This window comes from Halomonas sp. HNIBRBA4712 (genome assembly GCF_043558675.1).
In the GTDB taxonomy this organism is placed as follows: Bacteria; Pseudomonadota; Gammaproteobacteria; order Pseudomonadales; family Halomonadaceae; genus Vreelandella.
Genome location: NZ_JBIFXR010000006.1, coordinates 1 through 15,937, shown reverse-complemented (window position 1 = coordinate 15,937; position 15,937 = coordinate 1). Strand labels below are relative to the sequence as shown.

Genomic DNA, 15,937 nt, shown 5'->3' with positions numbered 1-15,937 from the left:
ACCTTATACGTCGAGCAGCAGACGCGCCGGGTCTTCGAGCAGTTCCTTGATGGTGACGAGGAACTGGACCGCGTCCTTACCGTCGATCATGCGGTGATCGTAAGAGAGCGCGAGATACATCATCGGGCGCACTTCGACCTTGCCGTTGACCGCCATCGGGCGCTCCTGGATCTTGTGCATGCCCAGGATCGCGGTTTGCGGCGGGTTGATGATCGGCGTGGAGAGCAGCGAGCCGAAGATACCGCCGTTGGTGATGGTGAAAGTACCGCCCTGCATTTCGTCGATGCCGAGCTTGCCGTTGCGGGCACGCTGGCCGAAGTCGACGATGCCCTTTTCGACATCGGCGATCTTCATGGCGTCGGTGTCGCGCAGTACCGGTACGACCAGGCCGCGGTCGGTGGATACCGCCACGCCGATGTCCTGGTAGCCGTGGTAGACGATCTCGTCGCCGTCGATGGAGGCGTTGACGTCCGGGAAGCGCTTGAGCGCTTCAGACGCTGCCTTGACGAAGAAGCCCATGAAGCCGAGCTTGACGTCGTGGGCCTTCTGGAAGGTCTCCTTGTACTGCGCGCGCAGGTTCATCACCGCGCCCATGTCTACCTCGTTGTAGGTGGTGAGCATGGCAGCGGTCTGCTGCGCTTCGACCAGGCGCTTGGCGATGGTTTTACGCAGGCGCGTCATCGGCACGCGCTTCTCGGCGCGCTCGCCTTCAGCGGCGGCCGGGGCGGCGGCTTTCTTCGCCGGCGCGGAGGACTTGGCGGCTTTCTTCGCGCTGCCGTCCTTCACCGCCTTCTGCACGTCTTCCTTCAGAATGCGACCGCCCTTGCCGGTACCTTCGATTTTGGAAACGTCCAGATCGTTTTCGGCGATCATCTTGCGCGCTGCCGGGGCGACGATCTTGTCGCCCACTTTCTCATCGGCGCCGTCGTCGTCGCTGCCGCTATCCGCCGGCTTGTCGTCGGCCTTGTTCTCGCTCTGGCCGCTGTCACCGCCGGCGCCTTCGGCGAAGATCGCCAGCACCGCTTCGGACTCGACCTGGCTGCCCTCTTCGGCCTTGATCTCGGCCAGTGCCCCGTCGGCGGGGGCAACGACTTCGAGCACGACCTTGTCGGTTTCGATGTCGGCGAGCACTTCGTCACGCTTGACCGCTTCGCCAACTTTCTTGTGCCAGGTGGCCACGGTGCCTTCCTGTACCGACTCGGGGAAGCTCGGCGCCTTAACGTCGTGCTGCTTGCCGCCGCCGGCCTTTTTCTCTTCCTTGTCGCCCTGCTTCTTCTCTTCGCCGGCGTCTTCCTTGGCGTCTTTCTCTTTCTTTTCGCCGTCGTCCGACTTCTCGGCTTTCTCTTCGCCGCCGCCGGAGGCTTCGCCGATCTTGCCCAGCACCTGCTCGGACTCGACGGTGTCGCCCTCTTCGGCCATCACGTCGGTGAGCGTGCCGGCTTCCGGTGCCACGACTTCCAGCACCACCTTGTCGGTTTCGATTTCGACGATCAGCTCATCGCGCTCAACGCTGTCACCCGGCTTCTTGTGCCACGCGGCGACCGTGCCTTCGGCAACGGATTCCGGAAAGGTTGGCGCTTTGATATCAGTAGCCATGTCATTTCCCTTAATAGGTTCTCTAAACCCGGTGGCCGCTTATAGATTGAAAGCGTCTTCCACCAGCTGGCGCTGCTGTTCTGTGTGAACGGACATGTAACCTGCCGCGGGTGCCGCAGAGGCCGGACGTCCAGCGAATTTCAACTCGCGGCCAAGGCCGTTGGCGAGCATGTCGGCCACGCTGCGCATGTGGTGCTGGCTCGGATACCAGGCGCCCTGGTTCATCGGCTCTTCCTGACACCAGACGACATCCTCGAGGTTCGGATACGCCTGCAGGACTTCCAGAAGCTCCTCCTTGGGGAAGGGGTAGAGCTGCTCGAGGCGGATGATGGCCGTATCGTTACGCTCGTACTCGGCCCGCCAGTTGGCGAGATCGTAGTAAACCTTGCCGGCACACATGATGACCCGCGTTACCTCTTCCGCCGGCCGTTCGCCCTGATCCGGCAGCACCATGTGGAACTTGCCCTGGGCCAGGTCTTCGAGGCTCGAGGTCGCATCCTTGTGGCGCAGAAGAGACTTCGGCGTCATCACGATCAGCGGCTTACGCAGCGGGCGAATGACCTGACGGCGCAGCAGGTGGAAGATCTGCGCTGGCGTGGTCGGCACGCACACCTGCATGTTGTGCTCGGCGCACATCTGCAGGAAACGCTCGAGACGCGCGGAGGAGTGCTCGGGGCCCTGGCCTTCGTAGCCGTGAGGCAGGAGCATGGTCAGGCCGCACAGCCGCCCCCACTTGGTCTCGCCGGAGGAGATGAACTGGTCCACGACCACCTGAGCGCCGTTGAAGAAGTCACCGAACTGCGCTTCCCAGATCACCAGATCGTTGGGCGCGGTGGTCGAGTAGCCGTATTCGAACGCCAGCACCGCCTCTTCCGAGAGGATGGAGTCGTGAATGGTGAAACTCGGCTGCCCGTCGGCGATGTTCTGAAGCGGAACGTAGGTGGAGCCATCCTTCTGGTTGTGAATCACCGCATGGCGATGCGAGAAGGTGCCGCGGCCCACGTCCTGACCGGTAATGCGAATCGGATGGTGCTGATCCAGCAGCGTAGCGTAGGCCAGAGTTTCAGCGAAGCCCCAGTTCACGCCCATGCCGCCGGCCTGCATCTTGCGCCGGTCTTCGTAGATCTTCGACACCTGGCGCTGTACGTCGACCCCGTCCGGGATTTCGCACATCTTCGCAGCCAGCTGCTGCAGACGCTTCATGTCGACGGTGGTATCGGCATCGCCGCTCCACTCGTGGCCCAGGTACGGCGCCCAGTCGACGAACAGCGACTTGTTGGGCTCCTGCACCAGAGCGTTGGCGACGTGGTTACCGGCGACCAGGTCGTCGCGGTAGGTTTCGACCATCGCCTTGGCGTCCTCTTCCGAGAGCACGCCCTGTTCGACCAGCCGCTTGGCGTAGAGCGTACGCGAAGAGGCGTGGTCCTTGATTTTGGCGTACATCATCGGCTGGGTGCCGGAGGGCTCGTCCGCTTCGTTGTGACCACGACGGCGGTAGCAGACGAGATCGATCACCACGTCCTTCTTGAACTGCTGACGGTAATCGAGCGCCACCTGGGCTGCGTGGATCACCGCGTCCGGGTCGTCGCCGTTAACGTGGAAGATCGGCGCCTGAACCATCTTGGCGATGTCGGTGCAGTACTCGGTGGAACGCGCGTCCAGCGGGTTCGAGGTGGTGAAACCGACCTGGTTGTTGATGACGATATGGACCGTGCCGCCGGTCTTGTAGGCGCGGGTTTGAGACATCTGGAACGTTTCCATCACCACGCCCTGGCCTGCAAACGCCGCGTCGCCGTGCACGTTGATCGGCAGCACCTTGCTGCCGTCGGCGTCCTGTCTGCGATCCTGACGGGCGCGCACCGAGCCTTCGACCACGGGGGCGACGATCTCGAGGTGCGACGGGTTGAAGGACATCGCCAGGTGGACTTCGCCGCCCGGTGACATGACGTTCGAACTGAAGCCCTGGTGGTACTTGACGTCGCCGGAGCCGCGCTCGATCACCTTCTTGCCGTCGAACTCGTCGATCAGATCCGCCGGGTTCTTGCCCAGGATGTTGACCAGCAGGTTCAAGCGGCCGCGGTGGGCCATGCCGATCACGACTTCCTTGGTACCGTAGCCGCCGGCGCGCTGGATCAGCTCGTCCATCATCGGCACGAAGGTTTCGCCGCCTTCGAGGCCGAAGCGCTTGGTGCCCGGGTACTTGGAAGCCAGGTAGTTCTCGAGACCTTCCGCCGCGGTCAGCCGCTCGAGCACGTGCTTGCGAACGTCTTCGCTGAACGTCGGCGCGCTGCGCACCGATTCGAAGCGACGCTGCAGCCAGCGCTTCTCTTCGGTATCGACGATGTGCATGATTTCGCAGCCGATCGAGCGGCAGTAGGTCTGCTCGAGCGCGTCGACGATGTCACGCAGCGGGGCCTTGTCGATGCCCAGAAAGAAGGAGCCGGTCTGGAACTCGGTGTCGAGATCGGCCTTGGAAAGCTGGTGGAAGGAAAGATCGAGATCCGGTATCGGGGTGGGATTGCGCAACCCCAGCGGGTCGATATCCGCCTTCTGATGACCACGAAAGCGGTAAGCGTTGATCAGCTGCAGGACCTTGACCTGCTTCTTGTTCTCGCCGCTATCGACCTGGGCGCTGGCCTGCCCGGGACGGCTTTCACGGCCGAGCTGATAGAACTGATCACGGATGGGGCTTAAGGGAACATCCTGTTGGGCACTGCCGTCGGCGTCGCGCAGCTCCTTGAAGTAGCGGCGCCATTCGTCGGGGACGGAATCGGGATCGTCGAGGTACTGCTCGTAAAGCGCTTCCACGTAGTGAACATTGCCGCCACTAACGTGCGAGGAACGCCACATCAACTCCATTATGCCTTGTTGCATCTCTCGGTCACCCTACACTGATGGGGTGGTATCGGTATCGCTGCACAGTGCGGCGACATCGCTTGTGCCCTGCCGGCGGGGCAAAACATTGGCCGGCGGCGCCGGCCGGGGCCGGAAACCTTCACGTGGCTCGTTAACAAGCGCTCGGGCAAGCCCTGGTTCGCGCTCGATCGAGCATTGGGCAATCAATCCATGCTCAAAAGCCGGTACGAAGGCACCGGCTTTTAAACGTGGCTGAATCCTGCTGCGACGTGACGCCGCACCACGTGACAAACCCTATGATAACAAGCGAAGCGCCGGTATTTAAGTGACTTTGTACGACAACCTGCACTTCGCTTGCTTTTATCAAAGAGATTAATCGCTTAGGTTGCATCCGCCAGCAGCATTTCGCGGATCTTGCCGATCGCGCGCGTCGGGTTGAGGCCCTTCGGGCAGACCGCGACGCAGTTCATGATGCCGCGGCAGCGGAATACGGAGAACGGATCTTCCAGATCGGTCAGACGCTCGCGGGTTGCGTTGTCGCGGGTGTCTGCCAAAAAGCGGTAGGACTGCAAGAGCCCCGCCGGTCCGACGAACTTGTCCGGATTCCACCAGAACGACGGGCACGAGGTCGAGCAGCACGCGCACAGAATGCACTCGTACAGACCGTCGAGCTTGTCGCGGTCTTCCGGCGACTGCAAACGCTCGATGGCCGGCGCCGGGGTATCGTTTTGCAGGTACGGCTGGATACGCTCGTACTGCTTATAGAAGATACCCATGTCGACGACCATATCGCGAATGACCGGCAGACCCGGCAGCGGACGCAGGGTCAGCTTGCCGTTCTTGACCACGTCAGACAGCGGCGTGATGCAAGCGAGGCCGTTCTTGCCGTTCATGTTCATGCCGTCGGAACCGCACACCCCTTCGCGGCAGCTGCGGCGAAACGCCAGGCCGCTGTCCTGCTCTTTCATCAGGTGCAGAACGTCGAGCACCATCAGGTCACGGTCTTTCGTGTCGACCTGAAACTCCTGCATGTAGGGCGCGGAGTCGGTTTCCGGGTTGTAGCGGTATATCGATACCTGAAGATTGGACATGGTGACTCCCTCTCGGTGCGAACTCCCCGTGCGAGCGCTTGATGCAAACACGGGTTCAGCACAAAATTTAGTAGCTACGAACCTGTTAGTAGGTACAAACCTATCAGTAGGTACGAACCTTCGGCTCGAACATGTCAACGGTTTTCGGCTTGAAGTTGACGTCGCGCTGTTTCAGCTCCTTGGTGAGCGGGAAATAGAGCGAGTGTTTCAGCCAGTTGACGTCATCACGGTCTGGGTAGTCGTAGCGCGAGTGGGCGCCACGGCTCTCTTTACGCTCGAGGGCAGCAATCGCCGTTGCTTCCGCCACTTCCATGAGGTTGTCGAGCTCGAGCGCTTCAACACGGGCGGTGTTGAAGGCATTGGACTTGTCCGGCAAATGAGCGTTCGCAATACGCTCGCGCAGGGCCTCGAGTTTTTTCACGCCCTCCTGCATGTTCTCTTCCTTACGGAACACGCCAAAGGAGTTCTGCATGATGTCCTGAAGCTCCGCCTTGAGTTCGAACACGCTCTCGCCGCCTTCGGACTCGTTCCAGCGGGTGATGCGCTTCATGGCGGTTTCGATGTCGGACTCGGTGGCGTCCAGGTACTCGATACCTTCGTTGAGCGCGCCTTCGATGAACATGCCCGCTGCGCGGCCGAAGACCACGAGATCGAGAAGCGAGTTGCCGCCCAGGCGGTTGGCGCCGTGAACCGAGACGCAGGCCGCTTCACCGCAGGCGAACAGACCGTTGATGATCTGATCTTCGCCAGCCTCGTTTTGCATGATGGCCTGACCGTGAACGTTGGTCGGAATGCCGCCCATCATGTAGTGGCAGGTCGGTACGACCGGGATCGGATCCTTGGCCGGGTCGACGTGGGCGAAGGTCTTGGAGAGCTCGACGATACCCGGCAGGCGCTTGCCCAGCACCTCTTCGCCCAGGTGGTCGAGCTTCAGGAAGACGTGGTCGCCCTTGTCGCCACAGCCGCGGCCTTCGAGGATCTCCATGACCATGGAGCGCGCGACCACGTCGCGGCCGGCCAGGTCCTTGGCGTTGGGCGCGTAACGCTCCATGAAACGCTCGCCGTCCTTGTTGATCAGGTAGCCACCCTCGCCGCGGCACCCTTCGGTGACCAGCGTGCCGGCCCCATAAATGCCGGTCGGGTGGAACTGCCACATCTCCATGTCCTGCATCGGGAAGCCGGCGCGCAGCGCCATGCCGATACCGTCGCCGGTGTTGATCAAGGCGTTGGTGGTCGAGGCGTAGATACGGCCCGCACCGCCGGTAGCCAGCACCGTGGCCTTGGATTTGACGTGCACCACTTCGCCGGTCTCGATGCACATGGCGATACAGCCAACCACGTCACCGCTGGCGTTCTTGACCAGGTCCACCGCGTACCACTCGTTCAAGAACGTGGTGTTGTTCTTGAGGTTGTTCTGGTAAAGCGTGTGCAAAAGCGCGTGGCCGGTACGGTCCGCCGCGGCGCAGGTACGCGCGGCCTGGCCGCCTTCACCGAAGTTCTTCGACTGACCGCCGAAGGGGCGCTGGTAGATACGGCCGTTGTCGAAGCGCGAGAACGGCAGGCCCATGTGCTCGAGTTCGAATACTGCTTTCGGGCCTTCGGAACACATGTACTCGGCGGCGTCCTGGTCGGCGATATAGTCGCCGCCCTTGACGGTGTCGTACATGTGCCAGCGCCAATCGTCTTCCGGGTCGGAGGAGGCGATTGCGCAGGTGATGCCGCCCTGGGCAGAAACGGTATGCGAGCGGGTCGGGAACACTTTCGAGAGAACCGCTGTCTTTTTACCGGACTTGGCAAGTTCAAGCGCTGCGCGCAGGCCAGAGCCACCGCCACCGATGATGATGGCGTCAAACGTCAGGCTACGAAGGTTAGACATGGATTAAGCTCCCCACAGAATTTGAATGCCCCAGACCAGGTACACGAAGATGGCCAGAATGATGATCGCCTGGGCACCGACGCGAAGACGCGTGGACTTGAGATAGTCGGTGGTGACGGTCCAGAGGCCGATCCAGGCGTGCGCGGCGATCGAAATGAAGGCCAGAAGCGAGAAAATGCGCATCCAGATCTGATTGAAAAGCCCGCTCCAGGTGTAGTAATCCAGCCCCGGGTTGAACAGCAGGTAGCCCACGATGAACAGCGTATAAAGTGCCAGAATGACCGCGGAAACGCGCTGCATCAGCCAGTCGGAGAGACCGCTGCGGCCAAAGCTCGTGATGTTGGTTACCATACCCAGACTCCTGCCAGAATGATTAGAACGGCGCTCACGACGACGGTGATTTGCGCTTTTTGTACGCTACCTTCCAGGGTGACGCCGATATCGGCATCCATCAGCAGGTGCTTGATGCCCGCCACGAAGTGAAAAGCCAGCGCAGACAGCAGGCCCCAGGCAACGAACTTGGCCAGAATGTTGGTTGCCAGCGCATCGCGCACGGCATCGAAACCGGCCGGTGAGGAGAGGGACTTTCCCAGCGCCCAGAAGGCGAAAATCAGGCCGACGAACAGAATGACACCGGTAATACGGTGGGTGATCGACGTCAGGGCTGGTAACGGGAAATGGATGGTCGAAAGGTCGAGGTTTACGGGTCTTTTGCTATTCACGGCGTTATACACACTCTTTTGGCCCACTCTGCAAAGGTTCGGGCGTACCCGAGCGGGCAGTGGTTGCTGGAAGGGGCTCGGCCGTTGCCAAGTCGGGCACGACCACCTGGCTGCCGGTCGCGCGCGGTGGATTATAAGAACCTTCGCCCCGGCTTACAAACCGAACGCAGGCCTAACTCTACTACGGGACAAAAAAATTGCGACCGCGCGGAGTCGATTTTGCGTTGCAGCATGGCTATAGTGTCAACAAACATGGTGATTTTCGTAAGCCTGTTAACCGTTTCAGTTTAGTACGATTCGAACACGATTGCTTCACCAACGAATAAAAATTCGACAAGTCAGTTATTCGATAATAGCTTCTGTATAACAATTACTACGCTTCAAGGCTAATTGACAAAAAGTCGCACGCTTCTATAGTAGGCGAGCCTTTTCGCCGGCGCGGTATGCGAAACAACGACTTTACGTCCCAAACCGAATTCGAAAGGAGGCCTTCATGGCTGACAGGAAAGCGACCTTGACGGTAGACGGTCAAGACCCGATCGAGCTACCCATCTACTCCGGCACACTGGGCCCCGATGTTATCGACGTACGCGGGCTGGGTGCGGAAGGCCTGTTTACCTACGACCCCGGCTTCATGGCCACCTCTTCCTGCCAATCCGCTATCACCTATATCGATGGTGGCAAGGGCATGCTGCTACACCGCGGCTACCCGATCGACCAGCTAGCCAAGGAATCCAATTTCGTAGAGGTTTGCTACACCCTGCTGTTCGGCGAGCTGCCGACTGAAGAACAGTACGCGGATTTCGAAACCCGCATTCGTAACCACACCATGGTTCACGATCAGATCAACAACTTCTTCAAGGGTTTTCGTCGCGACGCGCACCCGATGTCGATTCTGTGTGGCGTCGTGGGCGGCCTGGCGGCCTTCTACCACGACCATATGGACATCACCCAGCAGGAAGATCGCGAGATCAGCGCCATTCGCCTGATCGCGAAGATGCCCACGCTTGCGGCGATGTCGCACAAGTACAACGTCGGCCAACCCTTCAACTACCCGCGCAACGACCTGAGCTATGCAGAGAACTTCCTCTACATGATGTTCAGCAACCCGTGCGAGGAGTACAAGATCAACCCGGTGTACGCCAAGGCGATGGACCGGATCTTCATGCTCCATGCCGACCACGAACAGAACGCCTCCACCTCTACGGTGCGCCTGGCGGGCTCGACCGGCGCCAACCCGTTCGCGTGTATCAGCGCCGGCATCGCCGCGCTCTGGGGCCCGGCCCACGGTGGTGCCAACGAAGCAGTACTGGCAATGCTCGACGAGATCGGCGACGAGTCCGAAGAGAACATCCAGCGCTTCATCGACAAGGCCAAGGACAAGGACGACCCGTTCAAGCTGATGGGCTTCGGTCACCGGGTCTACCGCAACTTCGACCCGCGCGCCAAGGTAATGAAAGAGAGCTGCGACGAAGTCCTCGCGGAGCTCGGCATGGCCGACGACCCGCAGCTCAAGATCGCCAAGCGCCTCGAGCAGATCGCGCTGGAAGACGAATACTTCGTCGAGCGCAAGCTCTACCCGAACGTCGACTTCTACTCCGGCATCATCCTCAAGGCGATGGGCATTCCGACCAACATGTTCACCGTGATCTTCGCCGTGTCGCGCACCATCGGCTGGATCTCGCACTGGAACGAAATGCTCAGCGAAAGCTACAAGATCGGCCGTCCGCGCCAGCTCTACACCGGCCACGACAAGCGCGACTACCCGACTAAAAAGTAAGCGACTGACCGCGCCACACTTGGGCCGCCTTCGGGCGGCCTTTTTGTGCCCGATTGACGGTCTCATATTGCTGACTAGCTTGTCGCGACTATCAATCCAGCTTGCCGCCTGCAGATTTACCGAAACTCTCACAACGCCATCAGGCGCCCTGGCCAAACCAACTATCGCGAGCTGAAGCTCCCTCCCACACCCCATTTCAATCAGGCTTAACCGAGCGCTCGGGGTTCCAAACGCACTGCCCTGCTGCGTGCTCCAATACGGCGCACGCAGCCCTTGTATCGAGCATGAAAAAGTAGCGGATGCGCGACAAAATGCGACCAATTCGACCTTGACAAAATCCGGCAGCAGGAAGGCAAAACTGTTTTCCACACTATCTGTGGATAACCCTGTTCACAACCACCATGAAACGTCCCGGAATCGCCATGAACAGTGGCTTCTGCTTAGATTGGTTACTTTTTAACCTAACATAAGTTATTGATTTTAATGATATAAAATTAAATTACTGATTTTTCGGGCCGTTGGCCAAGCGTTGTGCACAACCCGGCCAGCCGCACAGGTAAAGTGGACAAGTCAAGCTTAAAAAGGAAGATAATGAATGTTAAACGCGGTATATGAGCGTCGAAAATTCTCGCCATGCCCGAACGAGGCTGCGATAGATGACGATTCAAGAATGGAGGGCCAAACAAAAAGGAGGTGGCGTCCCATAGGGGGTTCGAACCCCTGTTACCGCCGTGAAAGGGCGGTGTCCTGGACCACTAGACGAATGGGACGGAGTGTCAAAACGTGGTTGGTGGAGCCTAGCGGGATCGAACCGCTGACCTCGACACTGCCAGTGTCGCGCTCTCCCAGCTGAGCTAAGGCCCCGTGTCGTTAAGACGCTGCGTATAGTACTGATTCGCCTCACCTTAGTCAACCGAAAAAGCGGCGAAATCTCGCCCGGCGCCGAGGCGTTCGCCGGGCCCGCCGCCAACGCGGGCCCGGCTCGCTCACGGCCTAGAGCGCACGGTACTCCTTCTCGAAACGCTTGGCCTGCTTCTTGGAAACGCCGCCCAGCACGTCGATCGCGTGGCGCAGCCGCGCCCGGGTTACATCCGAGCCCAGAATCGCCATGGCGTCCATCACCGAAGTGCTCGCGCTCGAACCGGTGATCGCGATGAACACCGGCGCCAGAAACGCCTTCATCTTGAGATCGAAGGCCGCCGCCAACTCCTGTACCTCGGCCAGCAGCGCCTCCTTGTTCCAGGCCGGTAGCGTCTCGAAACGCCACACCAGAAACTGCAGAAGTTTCACCAGCGTTTCGCGCTCGAGCTTCACGCCCTCGAAGTCGGCTTCCGTGATCGCGGGCAGCCCCGAGAAGAAGTGGCCGGCTAGCGGCGCGACCTGAGAGAGCGTTTCCACCCGCGTGCGTACCTGGGGCAGTATCTGGCGAACGTACTCTTCATTGAACGCCCACTCCCTGAGCGCGGCCAACAGCGCGTCGTCGTCCATGTCCTCGCGGATGTAAACGCCGTTAAGCCAGGTGAGCTTCTCCAGATCGAACACCGGCCCGCCGAGCGACACCCGCTGAATATCGAAGACATTCATCATTTCAGAAAGGCTGAACTTCTCGCGCTCGTCCGGCATCGACCAGCCCATACGACCCAGGTAGTTGGTCACGGCCTGGGGCAAAAAGCCCATACGGCGGTAGTAGTTGATCGAGGTCGGGTTCTTGCGCTTGGAGAGCTTCGACTTGTCCGGGTTGCGCAGAAGCGGCATGTGGCAGAGTACCGGCATCTCCCAGCCGAAGTACTCATAAAGAAGCTGGTGCTTGGGTGCCGAGTTGATCCACTCCTCGCCGCGCAGCACGTGGGTAATGCCCATGAGGTGGTCGTCCACCACGTTGGCCATGTGGTAGGTCGGCATACCGTCAGACTTGACCAGAATCTGCGCGTCCACCTGAGCCCAGTCGACCTCGATAGTGCCACGCAGCATGTCCTCGACCACGCACACGCCCTCAGCGGGCACATTCATACGCACGACAAACGGCCAGTTTTCCACTTCGCGGCGTGCCTGCTCATCCGGCGCCAGTGCCAGGTCCGCGGGCTTGAGCGCCAGCTGCTGACCCGCTTCCTTGCGCGCCTCGCGCAGTTCGTCGAGCTCTTCACTGGTACGGTAGCACTTGAAGGCGTGGCCGGCGTCGAGCAGCTTCTGGGCGTGCTCGGCGTAGATGTCGCCGCGCTCGCTCTGGCGGTACGGGCCGTGCGGGCCGCCGACGTCCGGGCCTTCGTCCCACTCGATGCCGAGCCAGCGCAGCGAATCCAGAATCATCTGCTCGGACTCCGCGGTGGAGCGCACCCGGTCGGTATCCTCGATTCGCAGAATGAATTCACCGCCGTGCTTTCGCGCAAAGCAGAGGTTGAAAAGCGCGATATAGGCCGTGCCGACGTGGGGGTCGCCGGTGGGTGAAGGCGCTATGCGCGTGCGTACGGTCATGGGATTTCCTTTTAACATCGAGCGTGGCGGTATTATACGCGCCCATTGATCATCCCACAGCCCGTTGCAGAAACAACTTCAGGAACCACATGGAGCAAAAAGCGTCCTAACGAAAGTTGCTAAGGATATAGCGGCTCTTGCCCCGTGTTCGTTGCTATTTCGGGTGCAGACCCTATGATGCATAACCTGCCATTGGAGCGTTCGTTTTACCGGTGCGCATCCAGTGCCGTTGGCAACGCAAAAAGTAACGCACACGAGTTGTTTGGCTCATCAATGGGAAAATAAAATGGAATCGTTAGGCTCACGTATAAAGCAGCTCAGGCAGCGGGTAAAGCTCAACAAGGCCGCCCTTGCCAGAAAAGTGGGCGTGTCGGATGTGACGATCTCGTACTGGGAGTCCGGGGCCATAAAGCAGATCGGCCACGAGCGTTTGGTAGCGCTAGCCGATGCGCTGGAGTGCTCGCTGGCCACCCTTCTGGAAGGCGAAAGCGCCCCGCCCCTGCTCACGCTCAACCACCAGGGCCCCCTTCCCTGGGAGCAAGTGCAGGCCACCGCGCTCACCCCCCCGCCGCATCTGCCGCTCAAGATCGATTGGAAAGCGCCCTGCGTGATGGTCACGATCGGCCCAAAGACGGATTTCGCTCCCGCCTCCCCGGGCGATCTTCTTCTGCTGGGGCCGACCCACGTGTTTCACAAGGCCGGCCACTACCTGATCAAACGCGACGACCGCTTCGTGCTGGCGCAGTTCTCCAAATCGCCGGGCGACGACGAAGAGATTCATGCCGTAGTACTTGCTCACTGGTGCCCTGCCTAAAGCACCCTATTACTCTTCAACCACTTCCACTTGATCGCGCGTGCGCCTTGGCTCACTCCCCACCAAAAAGCGCCGTGAAAAGGTGGCCACCTGACCCAACCCGTGGCGAGTTTGTGTGACAAGCTCGCCGCTCAGGTACTCCCCCTCGCGACCGATCACCTCCTGTACCGCTCGCGGCTGAACGCTGCCTTCGCTCGACTGCACCTGCACGATATACCCGCCGTCCGGCAAGCCGCTGCCCGAACCCAACGGCCCGGCGCGGAACTGCCCATCGTTGATCTGAGTGCGCGACTGCCAGCGCACACGGCTAAGCTCGCGCTCGACGGTCACCAGCACCCGCGTACCGGTGGGTAGATTGGAAGCGCCTTCGACGAGCAAACGCCGGTCGGTGCTGAGCTCGGCGTGCAGGGTGAACTCAACGTCGATCGACGCCCGCTCGGGCTCCTCGGCCACCGGCGCGTCCACCGCGTTACTCGGCACCTCCTCGACCACGCGCGGCTCCTCTTCCATCTGCTCGTTACAGCCGGCAAGCAATAGAAAACTCACCACCACCGCTACGACACCACCGCGTGTTTTCACCATACCCGCTCCTCACCCCGAATCCTGCCTCTAGGCTATATCATTAAAGGTGGCGGCGCGTCACTAGCAGTCGGCTGCTTGCCAGCGGTATTCGCTCAGGGTTTGTGCGGCGTAGCCGTGGGAGCGGGTTTTCGTGGCGCTACTAAATGAAGTGGGGCTATTAAACGTCAGCGTATCGACGGCACGCATGGCGCTTTCGCCCCCACCACAGGCCACCGACACCTTCGCCCCACCGTCGCGGTAGTCGATCTCGATATCATCACAGGTGAGCTCTCCCCAAAGCGCCTGAACCACGCCCTGCGGGCTCTGCGCCTGCTCCGGCGTCAGGCATAAGGTATCGGTCGCGCTAGAAACCGGCGCATCGTCTTCAGCTCGCGGCAGGTTGAACGTCGCCATGTCGATACACCATAAGCCGGGTCGAAAATCGTCCTGGGCCCATAGTGTGCAGGGAAGGAAAAAGGCCAATAAAGCTAATGAATGAAGGTGGGGCATAGGGGTCTCTTGAGAGAATGGTGGATGAGCGAGCATAGAAGATCAGATAAGGGCTTGAATACTCTTTTAAGGGCATGCCGACCAGCACCTTCGTCAGCTCAGTCTGGTGGATATGTAAACATCCCGGTTTTAGTGGCATCACCTACTGGTCGAATCTGGACGAAGCGGAGCGCAAGGAAGTTAATGGTGAGCGACAGCGACAAACGCCTACGCCAGCGAAGACGAAATGCTGGAAGTCACTGGTGCCGACCTTACGCGCCTGCATCTTAAACACGCCGATCTAACAATGGATCTCGCCGAAGGCCGCGCTGACATTTACTCCGCCCCCCCCTGTGACCACTGTAGGGTTCAAGGAACAGATTGACGCCGCGCCCTGTTTCATCGATGAAGTGCGCCACGACCTGAACGACCGTGGTTATACGTGCAGTGTTCGGATGGAGATGCGGTAAAAAGCTGACACGCACCGTTGTAAGGATGACACATTTCGTGACGTTTTCTTCTTGCGCTGTACACGTAAAGTGTCAGACTATAGCCATGTACAACAGAGTAAAATACTCCAAAATACACCAGCTCAAGCCGCCGTATTTCATACCTAGCGCTACGCTAGGGGGTAGACCATGACCGCATTCACCAACATCGGGCTTTACAGCCCCAAGCAAGCAGAACGCCTGATTGGCGTAGAAGCGGATAAGATTCGCCGCTGGCTCATGCCTGCGCGGTCGACCAAGGGCCCACTCTGGGTACCCGAACCCCAAGCTTTGGGCGCAGAAGACACCCTTAGCTTTAAAGACCTGCTCGAACTCCGTGCCGTGGCTAAATTCCGTAGCCACAATGTGAGCTTATCGATCATCCGTGAAGCATTGCATGAGCTCAGCGAGTTACTACAGCGGGATTACCCACTCAGCAATCCCCAGCTGTGTACCGATGGCCAAAAAGTATTCCTTAAAGCACTGGAAGAAAGTGGCGAAACAGCAGTGATTGACCTGGTCAAGCGCCAAAACGTGTTCGAAGATGTGATAGTGCCCTCGCTCAGGGCAGGCATCGAATTTGATGCAGAGGGAGATCCTGTGCGTTGGCATCCAGACCCAGAAGATCCCAGCATCGTGATTGACCCACGCTTTGCCTTCGGTAAGCCCATCGTGCTGCCCAGCCACATGCCCACCGCTACACTGGGCCAAGCGGCCGAGGTAGAAGGCAACGCAGAAGATGCAGCCCGTGCGTATGACGTGACGACAGAAGAAGTAGAGCGCGCCGTAAAATTCGAAGAAAGGATTTTATCGGGTGCACTTTTTCATTGACGAAAACATTAGCCATTACATCGCCAACGCACTTGATCACCTAGCCAAACTCTGCAGCGAAAGCCATACGGTCTTGCATGCTCGCGAGGTCAACGGCGGTCCTGGCATGCCGGATGAAGTATGGCTAGAACAGCTCAAGCGATCAGACAAGAGCTGGGTGATCGTGTCAAAAGACCGTTTCCAAAAAGGGAATCGTGAGAAGTTTGTATTTGAGAGCTGCGGTATCACCACGATCAATCTGGGCAACGACTGGAAAAATGTTAAGGCGTGGGAAACGGCCCTAAGGCTGATCGAATGGGGGCCTGTAAATAAATCTGTGTAACTGCCCATCCCATTACAGGTGGCCGTCCATGCGGTCACC

General features: G+C 59.5%; 13 protein-coding genes and 2 tRNA genes. 4 read left to right on the top strand and 11 right to left on the bottom strand.

Annotation, left to right across the window (positions count from 1 at the left end):
* Positions 1 to 3 precede the first annotated feature (3 nt).
* The 6 genes from odhB to sdhC all read right to left on the bottom strand — a co-directional run bounded on the left by odhB (position 4) and on the right by sdhC (position 8,141).
* On the bottom strand, positions 4 to 1,596 hold the full coding sequence (gene odhB, locus ACGK9R_RS12305; RefSeq protein WP_394581659.1) for a 2-oxoglutarate dehydrogenase complex dihydrolipoyllysine-residue succinyltransferase: 1,593 nt from the start codon (positions 1,594 to 1,596) through the stop codon (positions 4 to 6).
* Positions 1,597 to 1,635: 39 nt separating this feature from the next.
* Positions 1,636 to 4,470 (bottom strand): 2-oxoglutarate dehydrogenase E1 component, encoded by a 2,835-nt coding sequence (locus tag ACGK9R_RS12300; RefSeq protein ID WP_394581657.1) that lies wholly within the window; start codon positions 4,468 to 4,470, stop codon positions 1,636 to 1,638.
* 362 nt (positions 4,471 to 4,832) lie between these two features.
* Positions 4,833 to 5,543 (bottom strand): succinate dehydrogenase iron-sulfur subunit, encoded by a 711-nt coding sequence (locus tag ACGK9R_RS12295; RefSeq protein ID WP_394581654.1) that lies wholly within the window; start codon positions 5,541 to 5,543, stop codon positions 4,833 to 4,835.
* Between the two features lie 103 nt (positions 5,544 to 5,646).
* Complete coding sequence (gene sdhA, locus ACGK9R_RS12290) at positions 5,647 to 7,419, bottom strand: succinate dehydrogenase flavoprotein subunit (RefSeq protein WP_394581653.1); 1,773 nt, start codon at positions 7,417 to 7,419, stop codon at positions 5,647 to 5,649.
* Positions 7,420 to 7,422: 3 nt separating this feature from the next.
* On the bottom strand, positions 7,423 to 7,770 hold the full coding sequence (gene sdhD / locus ACGK9R_RS12285; RefSeq protein WP_394581652.1) for a succinate dehydrogenase, hydrophobic membrane anchor protein: 348 nt from the start codon (positions 7,768 to 7,770) through the stop codon (positions 7,423 to 7,425).
* The gene (sdhC, locus tag ACGK9R_RS12280; RefSeq protein ID WP_394581651.1) at positions 7,764 to 8,141 is read right to left on the bottom strand and encodes a succinate dehydrogenase, cytochrome b556 subunit; all 378 of its coding nucleotides are present in this window, start codon (positions 8,139 to 8,141) and stop codon (positions 7,764 to 7,766) included. Before sdhC ends, sdhD begins: the two co-directional genes overlap by 7 nt.
* A gap of 493 nt (positions 8,142 to 8,634) precedes the next feature.
* On the opposite strand from sdhC, the gene gltA reads away from it, so the two are divergent.
* On the top strand, positions 8,635 to 9,921 hold the full coding sequence (gene gltA / locus ACGK9R_RS12275; protein WP_394581649.1) for a citrate synthase: 1,287 nt from the start codon (positions 8,635 to 8,637) through the stop codon (positions 9,919 to 9,921).
* A 694-nt stretch (positions 9,922 to 10,615) separates the two neighbouring features.
* Here gltA and ACGK9R_RS12270 read toward each other — a convergent pair.
* The 3 genes from ACGK9R_RS12270 to gltX form a co-directional block, all read right to left on the bottom strand.
* Positions 10,616 to 10,691, bottom strand: a tRNA-Glu gene (locus tag ACGK9R_RS12270).
* A gap of 18 nt (positions 10,692 to 10,709) precedes the next feature.
* Positions 10,710 to 10,785 (bottom strand) — tRNA-Ala (locus ACGK9R_RS12265).
* A 129-nt stretch (positions 10,786 to 10,914) separates the two neighbouring features.
* Positions 10,915 to 12,393 (bottom strand): glutamate--tRNA ligase, encoded by a 1,479-nt coding sequence (gltX, locus tag ACGK9R_RS12260; RefSeq protein WP_394581648.1) that lies wholly within the window; start codon positions 12,391 to 12,393, stop codon positions 10,915 to 10,917.
* Positions 12,394 to 12,679: 286 nt separating this feature from the next.
* Between gltX and ACGK9R_RS12255 the strand changes: the two genes are divergently transcribed.
* Entirely contained in the window at positions 12,680 to 13,207 is a 528-nt protein-coding gene (locus ACGK9R_RS12255) for a helix-turn-helix domain-containing protein (RefSeq protein ID WP_394581647.1), read from the top strand.
* A gap of 9 nt (positions 13,208 to 13,216) precedes the next feature.
* On the opposite strand, the gene ACGK9R_RS12250 is transcribed toward ACGK9R_RS12255, so the two are convergent.
* Positions 13,217 to 13,789: a hypothetical protein gene (locus tag ACGK9R_RS12250; RefSeq protein ID WP_394581645.1), complete on the bottom strand. Its 573-nt coding sequence runs from the start codon at positions 13,787 to 13,789 to the stop codon at positions 13,217 to 13,219.
* Between the two features lie 60 nt (positions 13,790 to 13,849).
* Positions 13,850 to 14,278: a DUF3617 domain-containing protein gene (locus ACGK9R_RS12245; protein WP_394581644.1), complete on the bottom strand. Its 429-nt coding sequence runs from the start codon at positions 14,276 to 14,278 to the stop codon at positions 13,850 to 13,852.
* 617 nt (positions 14,279 to 14,895) lie between these two features.
* Here ACGK9R_RS12245 and ACGK9R_RS12240 point away from each other — a divergent pair.
* Both ACGK9R_RS12240 and ACGK9R_RS12235 read left to right on the top strand, forming a co-directional pair.
* Entirely contained in the window at positions 14,896 to 15,576 is a 681-nt protein-coding gene (locus ACGK9R_RS12240; protein WP_394581643.1) for a hypothetical protein, read from the top strand.
* On the top strand, positions 15,560 to 15,898 hold the full coding sequence (locus ACGK9R_RS12235) for a hypothetical protein (protein ID WP_394581642.1): 339 nt from the start codon (positions 15,560 to 15,562) through the stop codon (positions 15,896 to 15,898). The genes ACGK9R_RS12240 and ACGK9R_RS12235 overlap by 17 nt, the downstream gene beginning before the upstream one ends.
* Positions 15,899 to 15,937 lie beyond the last annotated feature (39 nt).

Coding starts and splice junctions, on each gene's coding strand:
- ACGK9R_RS12255 (WP_394581647.1), top strand. CDS start 12,680: ATGGAATCGTTAGGCTCACGTATAAAGCAGCTCAGGCAGCGGGTAAAG.
- ACGK9R_RS12245 (WP_394581644.1), bottom strand. CDS start 14,278: ATGCCCCACCTTCATTCATTAGCTTTATTGGCCTTTTTCCTTCCCTGC.
- ACGK9R_RS12300 (WP_394581657.1), bottom strand. CDS start 4,470: ATGCAACAAGGCATAATGGAGTTGATGTGGCGTTCCTCGCACGTTAGT.
- ACGK9R_RS12295 (WP_394581654.1), bottom strand. CDS start 5,543: ATGTCCAATCTTCAGGTATCGATATACCGCTACAACCCGGAAACCGAC.
- odhB (WP_394581659.1), bottom strand. CDS start 1,596: ATGGCTACTGATATCAAAGCGCCAACCTTTCCGGAATCCGTTGCCGAA.
- gltX (WP_394581648.1), bottom strand. CDS start 12,393: ATGACCGTACGCACGCGCATAGCGCCTTCACCCACCGGCGACCCCCAC.
- ACGK9R_RS12240 (WP_394581643.1), top strand. CDS start 14,896: ATGACCGCATTCACCAACATCGGGCTTTACAGCCCCAAGCAAGCAGAA.
- ACGK9R_RS12250 (WP_394581645.1), bottom strand. CDS start 13,789: ATGGTGAAAACACGCGGTGGTGTCGTAGCGGTGGTGGTGAGTTTTCTA.
- sdhD (WP_394581652.1), bottom strand. CDS start 7,770: ATGGTAACCAACATCACGAGCTTTGGCCGCAGCGGTCTCTCCGACTGG.
- gltA (WP_394581649.1), top strand. CDS start 8,635: ATGGCTGACAGGAAAGCGACCTTGACGGTAGACGGTCAAGACCCGATC.
- sdhA (WP_394581653.1), bottom strand. CDS start 7,419: ATGTCTAACCTTCGTAGCCTGACGTTTGACGCCATCATCATCGGTGGC.